Annotated in this window: 18 protein-coding genes, 1 tRNA gene and 2 pseudogenes; 14 read left to right on the top strand and 7 right to left on the bottom strand. The window is 42.3% G+C overall.

Annotated elements, in window-relative coordinates; translation table 11 throughout:
* Nucleotides 1-71 precede the first annotated feature (71 nt).
* The 5 genes from polA to ACZ5N7_RS09490 are packed head-to-tail and all read left to right on the top strand — an operon-like array spanning nt 72 to nt 5,516.
* Nucleotides 72-2,720 carry a DNA polymerase I gene (polA, locus tag ACZ5N7_RS09510; protein WP_464659004.1) on the top strand — a complete coding sequence of 883 codons (2,649 nt, stop codon included), beginning with the start codon at nt 72-74 and terminating at the stop codon, nt 2,718-2,720.
* A 15-nt stretch (nt 2,721-2,735) separates the two neighbouring features.
* On the top strand, nt 2,736-3,590 hold the full coding sequence (gene mutM / locus ACZ5N7_RS09505; RefSeq protein ID WP_464659002.1) for a DNA-formamidopyrimidine glycosylase: 855 nt from the start codon (nt 2,736-2,738) through the stop codon (nt 3,588-3,590).
* Nucleotides 3,591-3,650: 60 nt separating this feature from the next.
* Entirely contained in the window at nt 3,651-4,328 is a 678-nt protein-coding gene (gene ytaF / locus ACZ5N7_RS09500; RefSeq protein ID WP_464659000.1) for a sporulation membrane protein YtaF, read from the top strand.
* Between the two features lie 16 nt (nt 4,329-4,344).
* Complete coding sequence (gene coaE / locus ACZ5N7_RS09495) at nt 4,345-4,941, top strand: dephospho-CoA kinase (RefSeq protein WP_464658998.1); 597 nt, start codon at nt 4,345-4,347, stop codon at nt 4,939-4,941.
* Entirely contained in the window at nt 4,938-5,516 is a 579-nt protein-coding gene (locus tag ACZ5N7_RS09490; protein WP_464658996.1) for a lytic transglycosylase domain-containing protein, read from the top strand. Before coaE ends, ACZ5N7_RS09490 begins: the two co-directional genes overlap by 4 nt.
* Nucleotides 5,517-5,586: 70 nt before the next feature.
* Here ACZ5N7_RS09490 and ACZ5N7_RS09485 read toward each other — a convergent pair whose 3' ends face one another.
* Entirely contained in the window at nt 5,587-5,847 is a 261-nt protein-coding gene (locus ACZ5N7_RS09485; protein WP_464658995.1) for a small, acid-soluble spore protein, alpha/beta type, read from the bottom strand.
* 109 nt (nt 5,848-5,956) lie between these two features.
* Between ACZ5N7_RS09485 and nrdR the strand changes: the two genes are divergently transcribed.
* Nucleotides 5,957-6,436, top strand: a complete 480-nt coding sequence (nrdR, locus tag ACZ5N7_RS09480; RefSeq protein WP_464658993.1) for a transcriptional regulator NrdR — start codon at nt 5,957-5,959, stop codon at nt 6,434-6,436.
* A gap of 224 nt (nt 6,437-6,660) precedes the next feature.
* Nucleotides 6,661-6,733 (top strand) — tRNA-Ala (locus tag ACZ5N7_RS09475).
* A gap of 124 nt (nt 6,734-6,857) precedes the next feature.
* On the opposite strand, the gene ACZ5N7_RS09470 is transcribed toward ACZ5N7_RS09475, so the two are convergent.
* From ACZ5N7_RS09470 to ACZ5N7_RS09460, 3 genes and pseudogenes are all read right to left on the bottom strand, one after another.
* On the bottom strand, nt 6,858-7,673 hold the full coding sequence (locus ACZ5N7_RS09470) for a site-specific integrase (RefSeq protein WP_464658991.1): 816 nt from the start codon (nt 7,671-7,673) through the stop codon (nt 6,858-6,860).
* 111 nt (nt 7,674-7,784) lie between these two features.
* Nucleotides 7,785-8,150 (bottom strand): annotated as a pseudogene (locus ACZ5N7_RS09465) (transposase); the annotation flags it as partial.
* A gap of 220 nt (nt 8,151-8,370) precedes the next feature.
* Entirely contained in the window at nt 8,371-8,694 is a 324-nt protein-coding gene (locus ACZ5N7_RS09460; RefSeq protein WP_464656153.1) for a transposase, read from the bottom strand.
* A gap of 398 nt (nt 8,695-9,092) precedes the next feature.
* On the opposite strand from ACZ5N7_RS09460, the gene ACZ5N7_RS09455 reads away from it, so the two are divergent.
* The 3 genes from ACZ5N7_RS09455 to ACZ5N7_RS09445 all read left to right on the top strand — a co-directional run bounded on the left by ACZ5N7_RS09455 (nt 9,093) and on the right by ACZ5N7_RS09445 (nt 11,153).
* Nucleotides 9,093-9,635: a TOTE conflict system archaeo-eukaryotic primase domain-containing protein gene (locus tag ACZ5N7_RS09455; protein WP_464658990.1), complete on the top strand. Its 543-nt coding sequence runs from the start codon at nt 9,093-9,095 to the stop codon at nt 9,633-9,635.
* Between the two features lie 8 nt (nt 9,636-9,643).
* On the top strand, nt 9,644-9,820 hold the full coding sequence (locus ACZ5N7_RS09450) for a tyrosine-type recombinase/integrase (protein ID WP_464658989.1): 177 nt from the start codon (nt 9,644-9,646) through the stop codon (nt 9,818-9,820).
* Between the two features lie 967 nt (nt 9,821-10,787).
* Entirely contained in the window at nt 10,788-11,153 is a 366-nt protein-coding gene (locus ACZ5N7_RS09445) for a hypothetical protein (RefSeq protein ID WP_464658987.1), read from the top strand.
* Between the two features lie 91 nt (nt 11,154-11,244).
* Here ACZ5N7_RS09445 and ACZ5N7_RS09440 read toward each other — a convergent pair.
* A pseudogene (locus ACZ5N7_RS09440) lies at nt 11,245-11,549 on the bottom strand (transposase); the annotation flags it as partial.
* A 241-nt stretch (nt 11,550-11,790) separates the two neighbouring features.
* Between ACZ5N7_RS09440 and ACZ5N7_RS09435 the strand changes: the two are divergent.
* Nucleotides 11,791-12,207 carry a MarR family winged helix-turn-helix transcriptional regulator gene (locus ACZ5N7_RS09435; protein WP_464658986.1) on the top strand — a complete coding sequence of 139 codons (417 nt, stop codon included), beginning with the start codon at nt 11,791-11,793 and terminating at the stop codon, nt 12,205-12,207.
* Nucleotides 12,208-12,439: 232 nt separating this feature from the next.
* Nucleotides 12,440-12,826: a CBO0543 family protein gene (locus ACZ5N7_RS09430; protein WP_464658984.1), complete on the top strand. Its 387-nt coding sequence runs from the start codon at nt 12,440-12,442 to the stop codon at nt 12,824-12,826.
* A 17-nt stretch (nt 12,827-12,843) separates the two neighbouring features.
* Here the strand turns inward: ACZ5N7_RS09430 and ACZ5N7_RS09425 are convergent, their stop codons facing one another.
* Nucleotides 12,844-13,359 (bottom strand): recombinase family protein, encoded by a 516-nt coding sequence (locus tag ACZ5N7_RS09425; RefSeq protein ID WP_464658982.1) that lies wholly within the window; start codon nt 13,357-13,359, stop codon nt 12,844-12,846.
* 245 nt (nt 13,360-13,604) lie between these two features.
* A complete protein-coding gene (locus tag ACZ5N7_RS09420) occupies nt 13,605-14,126 on the bottom strand; it encodes a hypothetical protein (RefSeq protein WP_464658980.1) in 522 nt (173 codons plus the stop codon).
* Between the two features lie 364 nt (nt 14,127-14,490).
* On the opposite strand from ACZ5N7_RS09420, the gene ACZ5N7_RS09415 reads away from it, so the two are divergent.
* Together ACZ5N7_RS09415 and ACZ5N7_RS09410 are read left to right on the top strand one after the other, a co-directional pair.
* A complete protein-coding gene (locus tag ACZ5N7_RS09415; RefSeq protein ID WP_464659213.1) occupies nt 14,491-15,117 on the top strand; it encodes a DUF4337 domain-containing protein in 627 nt (208 codons plus the stop codon).
* 196 nt (nt 15,118-15,313) lie between these two features.
* A complete protein-coding gene (locus ACZ5N7_RS09410) occupies nt 15,314-16,633 on the top strand; it encodes a hypothetical protein (RefSeq protein WP_464658978.1) in 1,320 nt (439 codons plus the stop codon).
* Nucleotides 16,634-16,819 lie beyond the last annotated feature (186 nt).

Raw genomic sequence — 16,819 nt, 5'->3', positions numbered from 1 at the left:
AAGGGTTTTCTTTTTCAGTTGGGCGCGCTTTATGATATGATGGTTGTAGAATGTAAAATGAGGTGCGGCAAATGGGCAAATTGATTTTGGTCGACGGCAACAGTATTGCATACCGGGCGTTCTATGCCCTTCCGTTATTGACGAATTCCAGCGGGCTGCATACCAATTCGGTGTACGGCTTTACAACTATGCTGCTGAAGCTGATAGATGAACAGAAGCCTACTCACTTCCTTGTCGCTTTTGACGCGGGGAAGGTAACGTTCCGGCACGAGGGCTATGCGGAATACAAGGGCGGACGCGAGAAGACGCCTTCGGAATTGAAAGAGCAGTTCCCGCTGATCAAGGAGATGCTTGAAGCTTTTCGGATCAGGCAGTTTGAGCTGGCCGGCTATGAGGCTGACGATATTATCGGGACTTTAACCCGCCTTGCGGATGAAAAAGGGCAGGAAGTGCTGGTCGTCACGGGAGACAAGGATATGCTGCAGCTGGCTTCCGACCATGTGACCGTTGCTTTGACGCGCAAAGGGATCAGTGAAGTGGAGCTGTACAATCCGGATGCGATCCGTGTGAAATATGATTTGAACCCGGCCCAGATCATTGACCTGAAAGGTCTGATGGGCGATCCTTCGGACAATATTCCGGGAATTCCGGGTGTTGGGGAAAAGACGGCGCTTAAGCTGCTGCACGAGTATGGCTCTGTAGAATCTGTGCTGGACAATGTGGAACAGTTGAAAGGCAAAATGAAGGAGAGAGTGGAAACTCACGCCGAGGACGCACGGATGAGCAAGAAGCTGGCTACCATCTACCGGGAAGTGCCGGTGGATTTGCAGCTGGACGAGCTGGAGTTCACTGGCGCCAAAGGACAAGCGTTGGCGGAATTGTTCCGTAAGCTGGAGTTCAAATCGCTTCTGGAGAAGAACGATTTCACCGGTCCGGAACAGGTAGAGTCGGCGGAAGAGGAAGTGATCGAATTTATAGTGGCCGATTCGTCCGACATCGCTGCTTTAATACAGTCGCTTCCCGAAGTGCAGACGATCCATGTGGAAGCCTTCGGCGATAATCCGCACACAGCTTCCGTCCATGGCGTCGCTTTTCATTACGCGGACAAAGGCTACTATGTGCCGCTGGAGGTGCTGCAGGGAGCGCCGGCCGCTCCTGTCAGGAAATGGCTGGCGGACCCGGCCTGCAGCAAATGGATGTTTGATCTGCACAGGGCGGAGGTCGCTCTAAGCTGGGAAGGCATTGAACTCAAAGGCGTAGCCTTTGATGTACTGCTGGCAGCCTATCTGCTCGATCCTACGGAGTCCACACGCACCTTGAACTGGCTCGCTTCAAAGTATGGCGTACCGGGGTTGAAGCAGGATGAAGAAGTGTTCGGCAAAGGGGCCAAGTTCAAGCTTCCCGGGATCAGTGTAACAGGCGAGCATATGTGCCGCAAGGCGGCCACAATACAGCATCTGGTGCCTCTTCTGCAGGCGGATCTGGAAAAGAATGAGATGAATCCGCTCTGCTACGATCTGGAGCTTCCATTAGCCAAGGTGCTGGCCGACATGGAACGGCAGGGCATTAAGGTGAATGTGGAGGAACTTAAGGAGTTCGGCAAAGAGCTCAGCGGCAAGCTTGACCTGATTATGGCCAGCATCTATGGACTAGCGGGAATGGAATTCAACATCAACTCTCCGAAGCAGCTTGGGGAGATACTGTTCGATAAGCTCGGCCTGCCGGTGGTGAAAAAGACGAAAACCGGTTATTCCACCGATGCGGAGGTTCTGGAGAAGCTTGAACCGCATCACGAAATCGTAAGAGAGATTCTGAACTACCGGCAGCTTGCCAAGCTGCAGTCTACCTATGTGGAAGGCCTGCTGAAAGAAGTAAAGCCGGAGACGGGAAAGGTCCACACCTATTACCAGCAGACGATCGCTGCTACCGGCCGGCTGAGCAGCCAATTCCCGAACCTGCAGAACATTCCGATCCGGCTGGAGGAAGGCCGCAAAATCCGCAAAGTATTCGTGCCTTCGGAGCCCGGATGGTTCATCCTGACCGCGGACTATTCACAGATCGAGCTTCGCGTCCTGGCCCATATTTCCCAGGATGAAAGGCTGATGGAAGCGTTCCGGGAAGATATGGACATCCATACGAAGACTGCAATGGACGTATTCGGAGTGGACGAGTCCCAGGTGGATTCCAATATGAGAAGACAAGCCAAGGCGGTCAACTTCGGGATCGTCTATGGAATCAGCGATTACGGCTTGTCCCAAAACTTGAATATTACCCGCAAGGAAGCGGCTGCCTTCATTGAGCACTATTTCCATGTGTTCCAAGGGGTACGCAAATATATGGAAGATATAGTACAACAAGCACGCCAGAACGGCTACGTGACTACGCTTTTGCAGCGCCGCCGCTATTTGCCGGAAATCACTGCTTCTAATTTCAATTTGCGCTCCTTTGCCGAGCGGACTGCAATGAATTCGCCCATCCAGGGAACGGCAGCGGATATCATCAAGCTGGCCATGGTTCAGATGGACGAGCGACTGCGGCGGGAGAAGCTGCAGAGCCGAATGCTGCTGCAGGTGCATGATGAATTGGTGTTTGAAGTGCCGGAATCCGAGCTTGAGACGATGCGCTCCCTGGTGCCCGAGATTATGGAGGGCGCGTTGAAGCTGGACGTGCCGCTCAAGGTCGATGTGGATTATGGCAGCAACTGGTATGAAGCAAAATAAGGAGGAGGGAGACCGATGCCGGAACTGCCGGAAGTCGAGACGGTCAAGCGGACGCTCAATGAGCTGGTCGCAGGGCACACGATCGAACGGGTAACCGTCCTGCTCCCCCGGATCATTCAATATCCCGATGATATAGACCAGTTTGCGCTGATGCTTGCGGGTCAGACCATTGGGCGTGTTGAACGAAGAGGGAAGTTCCTGCGCTTTATGCTCGATGATTATGTTATGGTGTCCCATCTACGGATGGAAGGCCGCTATGGCGTGTACCGCAAAGAAGAACCACTGGAGAAGCACACTCATGTCATTTTTCATTTGACTGGCGGGCTGGAACTAAGATACAAGGATGTCAGGCAGTTTGGAACGATGCATCTGTTCCCCGCGGGCCAGGAGCTGGTATCTCCACCGCTGGTGAGGCTGGGGCTCGAGCCCCTCGACGACAGCTTTACTTTCGAAGCTTTCAAAGCCAGGATCGGCCGCCGCACCACCAAGATCAAGCCGCTGCTGCTCAATCAGGAATATATTGTCGGTATCGGAAATATTTATGTGGATGAGGCGCTGCACAAAGCTGGAATCCATCCGGAGCGCGAGGCGCATGAATTAAAGAATACTGAATTAAGGAAGCTGTATGAGGCGATTATCTCGACACTTTCGGACGCGGTAGAGGCCGGCGGCTCTTCAGTCAAATCGTATGTGAACGGTCAAGGAGAAATCGGGATGTTCCAGTACCAGCTGCAGGTATACGGACGGGCATCCGAGCCCTGCAGAAGCTGCGGACATCCGATCGAAAAATATTTCGTGGGCGGAAGAGGCACCCATCTATGTACCAAATGCCAGCCGCTGAGAAGGAAAAGAAGGACACCGGCAAAGTAACGCCCTGCACCATCTTTTTCCGAAGCCCATATGATAAGGAGAATGGAAAGGAGGAGAAGAATGCTTCCTATATTTTCCTTATTCATATTAGCTTTAGGCGCAAGCCTGGACGGCTTCAGCGTCGGGGTCACTTACGGACTTCGCAAAATCCGTATTCCGCTCCTGTCAGTGACGATTATTTCGATTTGCTCCGGTCTGGTCGTTTTGAGTTCCATGTTGATCGGTGCGGCCCTGATCCGTCTGCTTCCGCTGGCTTATACGAAATCTTTGGGAGCAATGATCTTGATCTGTGTGGGAGTCTGGGCCTTATATCAAATAAAAAAGAACAGGGAGGATGCCGCGGGAAAAGACGCTGCCGAAATGGAAGCCGCTTCCAAAACCGCCGAGCCTACTGTGAGGCAAATTATTCTCATAGAGCTTAAACGGCTGGGAATCGTCATTCAAATCATTAAGACTCCTTCTGCGGCGGATATGGACAGATCAGGGAACATTTCGGCTTCAGAAGCGGCTTTTCTGGGAATCGCCCTTTCCCTGGATGCTTTCGGCGCGGGAATCGGCGCTGCTTTGATCGGATTTTCGCCGCTGGTTACTTCTTCAGTGATCGCTTTGGTAAGCGGCACTCTCCTGACAATGGGACTCCGTGTAGGATACACTTATTCCGATTTAAGCTGGATCCGTAAACTGGCTGTAGTGCCTGGGTGCCTGCTTATCATGATAGGAATTATGAGGTTTTTTTGAAAGAAGGTGTCAAGCCATGAATATTGGTTTAACAGGTGGGATTGCCTGCGGCAAAAGCACAGTTGCGGAAATGCTGGTTAGCCGGGGGGCAATACTGGTGGACGCGGACCGTATAGCGAGAGAAGTGGTTGAGCCGGGCAGCCCTGCCCTGGCTCAAATCGCCGAGCGGTTCGGACAAGCTGTCCTGCTGCCCGACGGTTCATTGCACCGCAAGGCGTTAGGGCAAATTGTGTTTGCTGATCCCGCTGCGCGCCAAGAGCTGGAGGGCATTCTGCATCCCCGTGTCAGGGCGTTGATGAAGCAAAGGATGGAAGCTGCGGAAAAAGAACAGCCGGACAAGCTAGTCGTAGTGGATGTCCCTTTGCTGTACGAGTCGGGATTGCAGCAAACGTATACGGAAGTGATGGTCGTGTACGTACCGAGAGAGATCCAAATAGAGCGGTTGATGAACAGGGACGGTTTGGCGAGGGAGGAAGCCGAGCGCAGGCTGATGGCCCAATGGCCAATCGACAAGAAAAGGAAGCTTGCCGATATTGTCATTGATAACGGTGGATCTCTTGAGAAAACGGAAGCGCAGGTGGAAGAATTCCTTCGCGCCAGAGGACTGCAATGAGGCTTTTTCGGCGAAAACGGTGGTTCATCCTGCTGCTGATCGTCTTTTTGGGAATACTGTTTTTCAACAGTACCTTGATCGGCAAATGGTTATACCCGATCTATTACCAGGATGAAATCAGGTCGAATGCCAAGGCTTATGGCGTAGATCCGTTATTAATCGCGGCCATCGTAAGAGTCGAAAGCAAATATCAAACCGGAATCACTTCCAAAAAAGGGGCCATCGGCTTAATGCAGCTTATGCCGGACACTGCGCAATGGGTTATGGAGAAGGGTGATTTTGCCAATCATACGATCGACCAGATCCATGAGCCGCATGTTAATATTCAGATGGGCTCATGGTATCTTAGCTGGCTCTCCACACAATATAACGGGAATATCGTGGCCGTCACGGCGGCCTATAACGCTGGACAAGGGAATGTGAACAAGTGGATCAGCAGCGGCCGATGGGACGGCACCTATGAGCACATTAATTCGATTCCTTTTGGAGAGACCCGGCACTATGTACAAAGGGTCATGTATTATTATCATAAATATGATAAAATTTATTCTAACGCGACGGACCGGGAACAATAGAAGAAGCATTGGACAACTCGGGGAGAGTTGATCCAATACTTCCGGGTTATCCGTTATAAGCTGTTAAAGCTTATCGGGATTGACCACCAGTTGGAAAAGATTGGCTAGCAAGCTGCTCTTCAGCCAATTGGATCATACGGCGTACCATATGTCCTCCGATAGCTCCAGTATCGCGAGTAGCCATATAGCCGTAGTAGTTGTCTTGAGGAACTTGGATACCCAATTCCTGAGCAACTTCATATTTCAGTTGTTGCAAAGCTTGGTTAGCTTGAGGAACGACCAGAATGTTCTGGTTACCGCCTCCGCCGCCTTGACGACCGCCTCCGCCCATTGAATTCACCTCCTTTTCTGTTGGTAAACATATTATGTGCGGTTTTCTGAGGATCATAACAGGGAAGGATTGGTAATAGAATGACGCTTCCGGAAAGGAGTATTGCGTGATGAAATGCCCTTATTGCGATTATTCGGGGACCAAAGTGCTCGATTCCAGATCCGCGAACGATAACAAATCCATCCGGCGCCGGCGTGAATGCGAGCAGTGTGCCAGAAGGTTTACCACCTTCGAAACCATAGAGGAAACGCCGCTGATGGTGATCAAGAAAGATGGCAGCAGAGAAGAGTTTAGCCGGGATAAGATACTAAGAGGCGTAATCCGCGCCTGCGAGAAGCGTCCAGTGTCTGTTGACCGTCTCGACACCCTGGTGTCTGAAGTGGAGAAAAGGGTGCGCAACACCGCGCAAGCCGAAGTGGAAGCAAGGGACATCGGGGAATTGGTGATGGAGGAACTGTACACAGTGGATGAAGTGGCCTATATCCGCTTCGCTTCCGTATACCGCCAATTCAAAGATATAAACATGTTCATGAAAGAACTGAACGAGCTCTTGGGCAAAAACCATCTGGACGACTCCCGCGGCAAATAGTAGTGGAAGAAGCAAGAGTTGTTCCAGTAAAAAAAGCTTGCATTAGCGCCTCACTTCGTGTAAAATAAATTCTTGTCGGCGGTTTGAAAATCAGTTGGGGCCGTAGCTGAGCTTGGGGCGGATGCGGGTTGGTTACACTGGTTTACAGCTTAATTAGCTCAGCTGGGAGCACAAGTTTCTTGGTTACAGTGCCTCAAGAATTTAATACCAGCATGTTTATGCACGGGGAATTAGCTCAGCTGGGAGAGCGCATCGCTGGCAGCGATGAGGTCAGGGGTTCGAGCCCCCTATTCTCCATAATAAGAAGCATGAAGAAAACCCTTGAGAAATCAAGGGTTTTTTGCATTCTTTGCTTCGATGTTGGGAAGTATAAATTATGTGGAAACTAGTATTTGGTGGCATTTTGGTGGCATACTGTAATTTATACCTTGGAAAGGAACATTTTCCCGAAATTTTTTGCTACTTCTGATTGCATGTTTGGCAATAAATGTGAATAGGTGTCCAAGGTGATTCTAATGTCAGCATGTCCTAGACGCTCTGACACCACTTTGGGGTGAACGTTTTGTTTAAGTAATAACGAGGCATGAGTGTGCCTTAAGTCATGGAATGAAATCCTTGGAATATCTGTGTTTTTAATTAGCCTATAGAATGATCTAAGTAGGTTCCTAGGGATAATTGGAGTTCCAATCATTGTGCAAACAATCAGATCATTATTCTGGTACAGACTTCCGCTCTGTAATCTAACTTGAGCTTGGAATGATTTATGTTTTCGAATTTCTTCCAAAGCTTCAGTTGGCAGCGTAATCGATCTATTCCCCGCTCTAGTCTTGGTTTCAGGAATAATCTTCTTGCCATCATGGCTTAGTGTTTGATTAACTGAAATGATCCCAGCATTCAGATCAACGTCTTTCCATCTAAGACCTAAAATCTCAGCTTGACGCATTCCTGTGGAAAGAGCTAATAGGAAAGCTACGTAAAGTGGATCATTTTTCGAGTTAATTAAAAACTGCTCCATCTCAAGTTCATTCCATACGTGAACTTCCTTTTTCCGTGCTCTCGGTTTTTCAACGAAAGTTGCCACATTCTTGGATAAATACCCCCATTGAACAGCTTTATGTAATGAGTTATGTAGTACTACATGGATATCCTTTATTGTTCTTTCTGAGATGTTGTGTTCGCTTCTTGGCCTATGATAAAACTTGTGAATCATTTCCTGATTTAAATATTGCAGTTCCACATTACCTAAATTCGGGCTTATATACCTTGTGATATCGGCTAGGCCCCCTAAATCCGGAGTCCGCACCAATTAAAACCGTAGTTTATCAGAATAGCTCTATTTCTTGAGATTTTACAGGGCTTTGTGGAAGATCGAACGGTCTTCCAGTTGCATGACCCACTCTGAAAATTTAGCAGGCGGCATTCGTTTTAAGCTGCCGTGCATTTTTCGATTATTGTAAAAGTCCATGTAACGATCGATCTCGGCGTAAGCCTCCTCAAAGGACATGAAGTCCATCTTTGAAAAGAGGTCACGTTCCAGCAAGCTATGGAAGGATTCAATATATGCATTCATGTTTGGGGTTCGCGGCGGGATCCGCTCATGAACCATTTCGAGACTTTCACAAGTATCTCCGAAAAGTGTGCTGACGAATTGAGGCCCGTTGTCCGTGCGAATCACGGGTAGCGTTTCTCCCGCATGGATTCGCTTCTGTAGCGCTCGCCATAACGCAAGAGCCATTCTTTAATCTGTTCATCGCTTATTTTCTTCCCTTCGGTTGTCAATGAATAACCGGGGCAGGGCCTACCTTTCTGGCCGTTAGACGCGTGAACTGTCTCTGTAGCCGCTCGCTTCCTCCGATCGTAGTAAGTTGACTCTGACAGACCTATGATTCGCAGAACTAGCGCTGCTTGTTCACCCCGCTTAATAAACCGGTCTGCTATTTCGTATTTTTCGGATAAGCGGGGTTCTTCTTTTTTAAGAGTTCACGCAGTATTTCAATCTCAAGCTCTTTTTCACCAAGAATTTTGACTGCTTTCTCATATTTCTCTTCGACCTCTTGAAGCCTTTTCAGCTCCTGAATTTGTTCATCAGTCGAAGGGATTTCGTCGGTACCCACTTGATCTCGGTACTCCCTAAGCCAGTTACGGATGGTCTCGGGATGAATCTCGTATTTTCTAGCTAATACCGCAATCTTGATCCCTGAGAGGGCCTCTCGAACGATCTTTAACCGAGTCTCTTCAAATACTTTTTTCGAACGCATTTTGTCCCGCCTCCCATTACCTTCAGTCTAATTTATTGGGGGCTCGGACTCCAGTTTAATTAGGGGGCCTAGGAGAAACAACAAGGGAAGCGGGTTGTGCATTTATCCGCAATCCCGCTTCTCAAAAATTAAAATTGATTTTATACAAATTGGGTGGGGGAGTAGGCTTTGTTTCCCTACTTTCCCTAATAAATTTAAGGAGCAATTCATATCAACAATAACAAGCGGAATGGCGAAAATTTCATTATTAAATCGCAAAGGTTGGCGGGATGGCTGATGTTGAACGGGCAAAAACTCCATAATAAGAAAGTCTCAAACGTTGGGAGTAAGTATCTTTTTCAGCTGCAACGAACAATTTTCAGATTTGATTGATGAATGTAAAACCAGAAAGGGGATAAGTGAGCAAAACCAAAAGTACGAAAACAAATGTAGAAGAGGTCAGCAAACGTTTAATTGATTTATATTTCGTTCAGGCACAAAAGTATCTTGTACAAACCAAAAAAGCCGAATACATAACGTGTGATACGAAGAAAAAAACTGCTAAAGGTAACAAAATTCATCCAGTATGTGATTGGCAGATTATTAACCACTTAAAATACAAACACACATTAGGTGCATACGGTGGAGTTTTCAAAAACAAATTCATTTGCTTTGACGTAGATTTTCATGACCCACAAATTGCGAAATGGATTACATATAAGGTTGCAAATGCTCTTGATGAATTAAGGATTGATCAATATTACATAAGTTTTAGCGGCGGTAAGGGTTATCATATTGAACTGTTTTTTGAAGACTTGATCTTACTCGATAACGCTAAAAAATTCTTTGAACTTGTATTGTCTAAAGCCGATGTTCGACGACACTCTAACGAAGCCAATAAAGTAGAGTTTCGAGTAACAGACCGTCAGGGTGTAAATGGGTTAAATATCGTCAAACATTAACGAAAGAGATGTATTGCGATTCACCTTATCTATTCGTTTCAGAGCGTACTGGTAAGCTTGGAGCAAGAGGAATCCAAGTTATGTTAGATAAATATGCTGAACTAGCACATATGGATAATATAACTCCTCACAGATTGAGACATTCATTTTGTAAAAACCTTGCCAATACCGGAGTTCTGTTATAAGACGACTAGCTAGACATGAGAATATACAAACAACAGCAATTTACGTTGATTCATCACAAAAGGAACAAATAGATGCATTGAGAAGAATGTAAGATGTGAAGAAGGAGTCAATGGAATTACAAACACTATTCTAAAAACCATTCGGTTATCGATAACAATGTTTATGCATATCGCTTAAACCCTTGATTTATAAGGGTTCTTTTTTAATTTTTATGACTCGACTTTGGTCTTTTCCTATATTAAACATACATGTATCAAAGATTAAAGAGCAAATAGCCTTTATTTATAAGGGTGTAACGCTTCACGACGATGTGGTGTTACGATTGAATTTTTATACATTTTATGTATATTCAAGTGAAGCTTATAATGAATAATAGTGAAAAATCCTTATTCTACAAGAGTTTTAACTTATTGATAAAAACCCTCAATGTATAATATGCATAAATTTAAAGCTCAATTTTTTGCCTAATCCAATCGCATATTAACAATCTTGTCAGATTACGTCACTTATTTACATTAAAGTATTAACGATTTATTGCTGTAACACATTATCGCTTTAAATATTTTAATATTTCTTTCACCTGTTAACACAAATTCTAATAAAACATGTCTTGATGAACCTGAAGTTCCAGGTCGATGCTCCATTTTGTTGTTGAATCATTTTCCCGGTAACTATTGCATTGACATATTGATGAGGGAGTCTAACACATGGCATCAACATAACGTTGAAGATGCTGATTGGAAACTTCTTATCATTTCCACCTGTTAAATTATTAAGCACTTGTTATTATTCGATTGTACATTAGTATTGGACTATGTACTGGTATTGGACATTATATAGAGGTGAAAGCACGTAGGTTTCATTTCTTAGGTCAAGGGTAATAAATAACTGCTCATTATTTCAGGTTATGTAACGAAAATATTGTTTATTTACTATTTCTTTAGTTAGAACAAGGAGGCGATATTTGTGGATTGGAAAATTGTTGGGGTATTTAACACGGAATACGATGCGATTAAAGCGCTTGATGATTTGAGGATCCGGGGATATCATTCCGATCATATTTTCTTAGTAGGGAAAGAAAAAAATCTGAAAAACATTCCGGTTACAAAGATTCAAGAAGTGATTATTAGTTGGGAAAAATTTCATTATCTAAACGGTATTGACCTTCCCAGATGCGAAGTAAGACAATACCGAAATTTTGTAAGTCGTGGAAAAATGCTATTGTTAGTTAATACAAAAGCAAGAGATATTAATGATATCGACAATGTGTTTCAGACGAATCACGTGCTAGCTGGCGGGCAATTTCTTTGTTTGCAAAAGCAGATACAATAGAAAGTTAACCATAAATTTAATACTGCATTTCAAAAAGTTCACGACCTGTGCCTACTTGAAATTGTTCTTGCACGCTCAGATTCAACAAAGAGATGGGCTGCGTGAAGTCATAGCCAAGGAACCAGCGATACGCCAATTCGTTTCGATCTCTCTGATCGTCTGACGCATGGAGCGGATTCCGAAGAGGTACTGAATGAGCACAATTTTGATGAGCACAAAGGGGTCGACGCTCGGACGTCCCGTTTCTGCACTATATTTATCTTGAACCAAATCATAGATGAAACTTAAGTCAATAGCATTTTGAATTTTGCGAACCAAATGATTTTTGGAGACCAGTTCGTCCAACGAATTAACGGAAACCTGAAACCGGTCTTCGTAAATGTTCTTACTCAGCATCTCCCATTCCTCAATTCACCGTTTTCCTTATCTATACGACAAATAAGCCAGTAGATCCTGCTCCTCGCGGAACTTTGTCTACAGGCTGATATGTATAATACATACATCTTCAGGAAATTATTATGATGTTGCATTTACAACTAGAAGGAGGAATCATACACTGTGAACGATCATTTAAAAAAGCAAATGGTATTAACGATTAGAGCGTTATATTTCTCCATACTCGAGGAATGGTCCGTTGGTGGAAAGATCACATAATCTTTCTTCTGCACAACAACACATTCTTTTTATTTTATCATCGAGTGACGAGCCTCTGACAATAGGTGAAATAAGTAAACTAGGTTCTTGGCATAAATCTACAGTAACGAGGCTGTTACAGCCATTAATGCGAGAAGAGTACATAATGATTAAAAATGGAAATGGTAAATACAAATATGTTTCGCTAACCGAGATGGGAAAACAAAAATTAAAGAAATTGGCTCTAGGTGTAATGTGGAAGGATGATGATTTCCCTTTCAATTTCACAGGTCTTGATAATAAATCGCTTGAAAAATTTCTGCAAGTTGGTATGAGGATGCTGGAAAACAAAAAAGGTAAGTGTTTTACTCAATGGTTAAATGAATCGGAACCAAAAGCTATATCTATGGCTTTGAGATAAAATGAATCTGAAGACGAATCGAGGTGAGGTCAATTAAATGTCTGATAAGGGGATTTACTTTAACAAGGCAAATGAACTGTATGACAGAATTGCCGCTATACACGCTGAAAAAAAGGCGTTTTGGATGGAGAATGTCCTTTTCACTTGGCAATGGTGGTTCGGTGTCACATTAACGGTGATCCCATGAATTATTTGGCTATTATACATATGAAAAAAAGGATATGCGGTTCGATTGTTTGCATCTGGTGCTTTCGTTATGGCTATTAGTTCTTGGTTGGACTATATCGGAGTCGCGCTTGGGCTATGGCATTATAACTATGATGTTATTCCATTGCTGCCCGCTTTTGTACCTTGGGATTTCACATTAATTCCAATATGTATCATGGCCTCAATTCAGTTAAAACAGCATGTACATCCATTTATAAAAGCAGTTATTTTTGCCGGATTAAGTGCATTTATTGGAGAACCATTCTTCCATTGGATACGAACGTATGATCCTGAGGAATGGAAATATATATACTCGTTTCCCATCCTAATCGTGATTTATATGATTGCACATTTCATAAGTTCAAAAGACAAGCTAAAACGAACATTATTAACCCAAAGAGACCCTGTGTAGAGGGTCTCTAGCCCTAATTACAGGGCTTCTCTTGTTTGATTACGTTCCTTCAGCGCTCTATACAATGTCGGTTTCATAATTCCTGTTGCATCAATGATTTCTGCAACTGAATGAGTATTTGTATCATAAAGCTTCAAAGCCTTATTTATTATCTTTGAATCGGTCTTAGGTCTTCCTCCATTACGTCCTCTTGCTCTAGAAGCAGATAAACCTGCTTTAGTTCTTTCAATAATCATTTCACGCTCTAATTCAGCAATTACACCAATCATTTTAAACATCGCCCTTCCAGTTGGTGTTGTCGTATCTAATCCATCACATATACTGACTAATTCAACTCCAAGTTGAGTCATTTGTTCATATACCTCAATTAGCTTCTTAGTTGAACGTGCCAAACGATCAAGCTTGTAAACAACGAATACGTCACCTTCTCTTAAAGAGTCTAAAGCACGTTGTAATTCCTTACGATCATCCTTTGCTCCACTCGCTTTCCCTGTATAGATACGCTCACACCCTGCATTATTTAGTGCATCCATTGTAGCTAACCATTCATTTCGTTTGTAACTTTTTTACTTTACTGAGATAAAGCAATTTGCACATCAAGCAACAGAGCGCTGTTGAAGGTGAAGCGATTGGTAGTATTTATAAGGGTTTTTAAGTAGGAGGGGGATATTTTAGCATCAAAAAATTTTAGGCGTGAAGTAATCCCTAATGTCTCTGCAGCTAGAAATAACCCACCAGAGAGTTACATACTTGGAGGGTTACTTTTTAATAAACATATTTAAGCAATTTGATTAATTAAATTCCCACTGGAAGTATTACTTGAGAAGAGTTGACTTGCTTGGGAATATGCCGTTTGCATCAGGTTTGTGCTGTATAAAGCATTCTGTCCTAACGCTGATGGTGCAGTGTTATTGTTCATGTAAGCAAATTCACTGCTTGTCATGCTTGAAAGTTGGTCAAACGAATTCATCCAAGATGTATCTGGAGTGTTTGAAGTTAGGGATGAATTATCAACGGACATCATGCTGCTGACGATTCCGCCATCAATTTGTGAGTTGAATTGATCAATGCTTGGAAAACTGCTTGAATTACTAATTGTTGGCTGACTAAATGGGCTATTTGCATAAGGATTTCTATACAGATAGAGATCAGTCGTATTCCCCGACACTGTTTGATTTTGAACATTAGTACTGGTTGGGGGTGTCGAGGTATTCGTTGTACCGTTTGAACTATTATTTGAACTACTGATAAAAGGGCTGCTATATATGTAAGGACTGTAAGAAAAACTACTAATATTCATTGTCTTCACCTCCTCTCTGAAAGTAATAATAAAACTATTCATTGATTCTGCTGAAGGTTATGAATAGCTATATAATGAATATCGTCAAAAGTAAATTGATATTTTAGAATCTTACCTCACAGTTGCTGTTTTTTTGGGGTTGTAGTCGTTGCGGCTACATACAAAAGAGCGAAGGGAAAAATTCTTGTCTCGTCTTATCTGACCAGAAATAGGGCTTTTCTTATTCTGATTCTTCGTAGTTTAAATTAATTGAGGAACATGATATTATGAATCGTCACAAAGATATCGTAAGTGAAAATCAGCTTTTTACTAAGTGATTTAAAGTACAAAAATATTTAAATTGAGAGAACGGAGTTTGATTCAAGTGGAAGAAAACTTTGGAATTGAGAATCCTCTGGAAAAAGTCGAAGAAGAAGTCAAAGAACTCGAAGAAAAAGAGAAAAGGCATGAAAGGGAGGAGCAGAAACGAAGCAGATTTAATAATTTTGTGGCCATCACAATAAGTATTTATGCCGTTTTTACTGCTCTTGCGGGTTTAAAGGAAAGTCAAATAACAACTGATACTTTGCTACAAATGGATAATGCTGTTCTTTTGCAATCACAAGCATCCGATCAATGGGCATATTATCAAGCTAAAGGCATTAAAGAAGAGATCTACAAAAGTCAATCAAAATCACTTTCCGTAACTGGAGATCAACGTTCAACAGAGATTCAGAAAGAGTTTGAAGCGAATGCAAGCCGATACGACAAAGAAAAAAAGGATATCGAAAAGAAGGCAAATGAGCTAGAAAAAAATCGAGAAGAAAAAATAGGGGAAACATCAGCGCTCGTCCATAAACATCATAGTGCTGGAATGGCGATGACTTTCCTTCAGGTTGCAATCGTTCTGGCTTCTGTATCCAGTTTATTACGAAAGAAATTTTTGTGGTTTGGAAGCATGGGTATAGCCGCAGTCGGATTAATTTATTTGTTTCCATTACTCTTCAAATAGCATTCGCTTGTCAAAAGCCGAAGGATACCCTCCCTTGGGCTTTTTTCTTTGTTCCATGGAGCGGGATTATGAGGTGATGAATGTCGGATTTTATTGACTTTTAGAACTTAAATAAGTCAATAATATCAAGGAATTATCAAAGGTGATCTTTAATAAATAAGTCCGGGTTTCCCTATACAAGAAGAGGGAGTGTGTTTTGTTTCGGAAAAATAAGATAATGATATTATGTATCTTCTCTGTACTTCTTTTTGGTTGTGATTCTCAGAAATTTAAACAATATGTTGCAGAAGGAAAAAAAGCTTTAGACGAAAATCGGTATCAAGATTCTATTGATGCATTTAATTTAGCACTAAAGGAAAAAAACAATGATAGTAACGTAGAGAAGTTACTTGATGAAGCCCGAAATAATTTAGATGTCCAAAATTATTTTATACAAAATAACAAAGACTGGGATACAGTCATAAATAAAGACCTAACTAAATTTTTTTTAGCAATCGGTAATAATAATAAACTTGCGGAAGCCGTTTCTCAACTAGAAAAAACACTTAACGGAGTAAAAAATATGAAAGTACCTGATAATGAGCAAGTCGAAAAGTATCATCAGGATTTTATTAACTGGGTTGAGAGGTATTACCAATCTAAACAAAAGTATTTAGATGGAAGTAAACAAAGAAATCTTAAGTTAATGGAAGAGGCTAATAATGAACAAAAAGAACTGAACAAAGAGATAACCTTATTAAGACAAAGAGCAACTGAACTTAATAAGAAGAAGAGTGATGATTCTGTTTCTAATCTAAATTTAAAAGAACCGGAGGTAAAAAATAGTGATGAACAGTATCCAGAACCATATAAACTTGCCTTAAATCAACTTAAACAAGGCAATATTGAAGATGTTATTAAATATCTAGATTTAACAATAACTGATTTCCCAGACAGCAATTTTGTGTATAATGCTAATTTATTAAAAAGCATTATATATGTGTCAGAACTGACCACGAGTAGTACTTTGGCAGATATACTTTCAACAGGAGCACAAAAAGGAAATGTTCTGTATAAAGACGAAGATTTCAAACTGTTAAAGAATTATGGAGATAATCTTCAAGGAGATTTTAATGAATATTCTTTGAAACTTTTTGAAGCTGCGGAATATGTGATAAATTATTATTCAGACGATAAAAATAGTTTAAACTTTAAAAATATTTCATTTGAAAATAAATTAGGTTCGCGTGATTTAAAATCTTTTAAAAGTGTAGGTTATCCTATTCCAAAAGAAGATGAAATTTTAGATTATAAAAAATCCTCGGATCATATGTTGTTTTCCTCGCTCATTACTCAAATTATAAAGGACAATAAGGTGTTGTATTCGGAATACTTTAAATATATGGGTTATGGAATTCGTGGTAACGATAAAATTTCAGCAAAAAAATATTTTGAAAAAGTTATCCAACTTACAGAGGATGATAAGTATAATAAGTCCCGATTAGATGCGGAAGATGCATTGAAGAAACTTAAATAGTTACAGTAAAAACACAATGAAGTGTTGTGGTCAATCCCCAATATAGTAGACACTAAAAAAGCCTCTAGCTGTTTTCATAAAACGTTAATGGTTCGATAAATGTATGAAGATGATTTATTAACAAAATGCGGTCATGAATTGGATGATGATAATTTGTTTTATGTATTGATTCAAGCATACAAAGGA

This window comes from Paenibacillus sp. JCM 18996, assembly GCF_055392555.1.
Note: the sequence above shows the minus strand (reverse complement) of the source record. Positions and strands in the feature narration are given on the sequence as shown.

Bases quoted from the DNA above. Each gene is read 5' to 3' on its own strand.
- polA (WP_464659004.1), top strand. From the start codon at position 72: ATGGGCAAATTGATTTTGGTCGACGGCAACAGTATTGCATACCGGGCG.
- mutM (WP_464659002.1), top strand. From the start codon at position 2,736: ATGCCGGAACTGCCGGAAGTCGAGACGGTCAAGCGGACGCTCAATGAG.
- ytaF (WP_464659000.1), top strand. From the start codon at position 3,651: ATGCTTCCTATATTTTCCTTATTCATATTAGCTTTAGGCGCAAGCCTG.
- coaE (WP_464658998.1), top strand. From the start codon at position 4,345: ATGAATATTGGTTTAACAGGTGGGATTGCCTGCGGCAAAAGCACAGTT.
- ACZ5N7_RS09490 (WP_464658996.1), top strand. From the start codon at position 4,938: ATGAGGCTTTTTCGGCGAAAACGGTGGTTCATCCTGCTGCTGATCGTC.
- ACZ5N7_RS09485 (WP_464658995.1), bottom strand. From the start codon at position 5,847: ATGGGCGGAGGCGGTCGTCAAGGCGGCGGAGGCGGTAACCAGAACATT.
- nrdR (WP_464658993.1), top strand. From the start codon at position 5,957: ATGAAATGCCCTTATTGCGATTATTCGGGGACCAAAGTGCTCGATTCC.
- ACZ5N7_RS09460 (WP_464656153.1), bottom strand. From the start codon at position 8,694: ATGCGTTCGAAAAAAGTATTTGAAGAGACTCGGTTAAAGATCGTTCGA.
- ACZ5N7_RS09450 (WP_464658989.1), top strand. From the start codon at position 9,644: ATGTATTGCGATTCACCTTATCTATTCGTTTCAGAGCGTACTGGTAAG.
- ACZ5N7_RS09425 (WP_464658982.1), bottom strand. From the start codon at position 13,359: ATGGATGCACTAAATAATGCAGGGTGTGAGCGTATCTATACAGGGAAA.
- ACZ5N7_RS09420 (WP_464658980.1), bottom strand. From the start codon at position 14,126: ATGAATATTAGTAGTTTTTCTTACAGTCCTTACATATATAGCAGCCCT.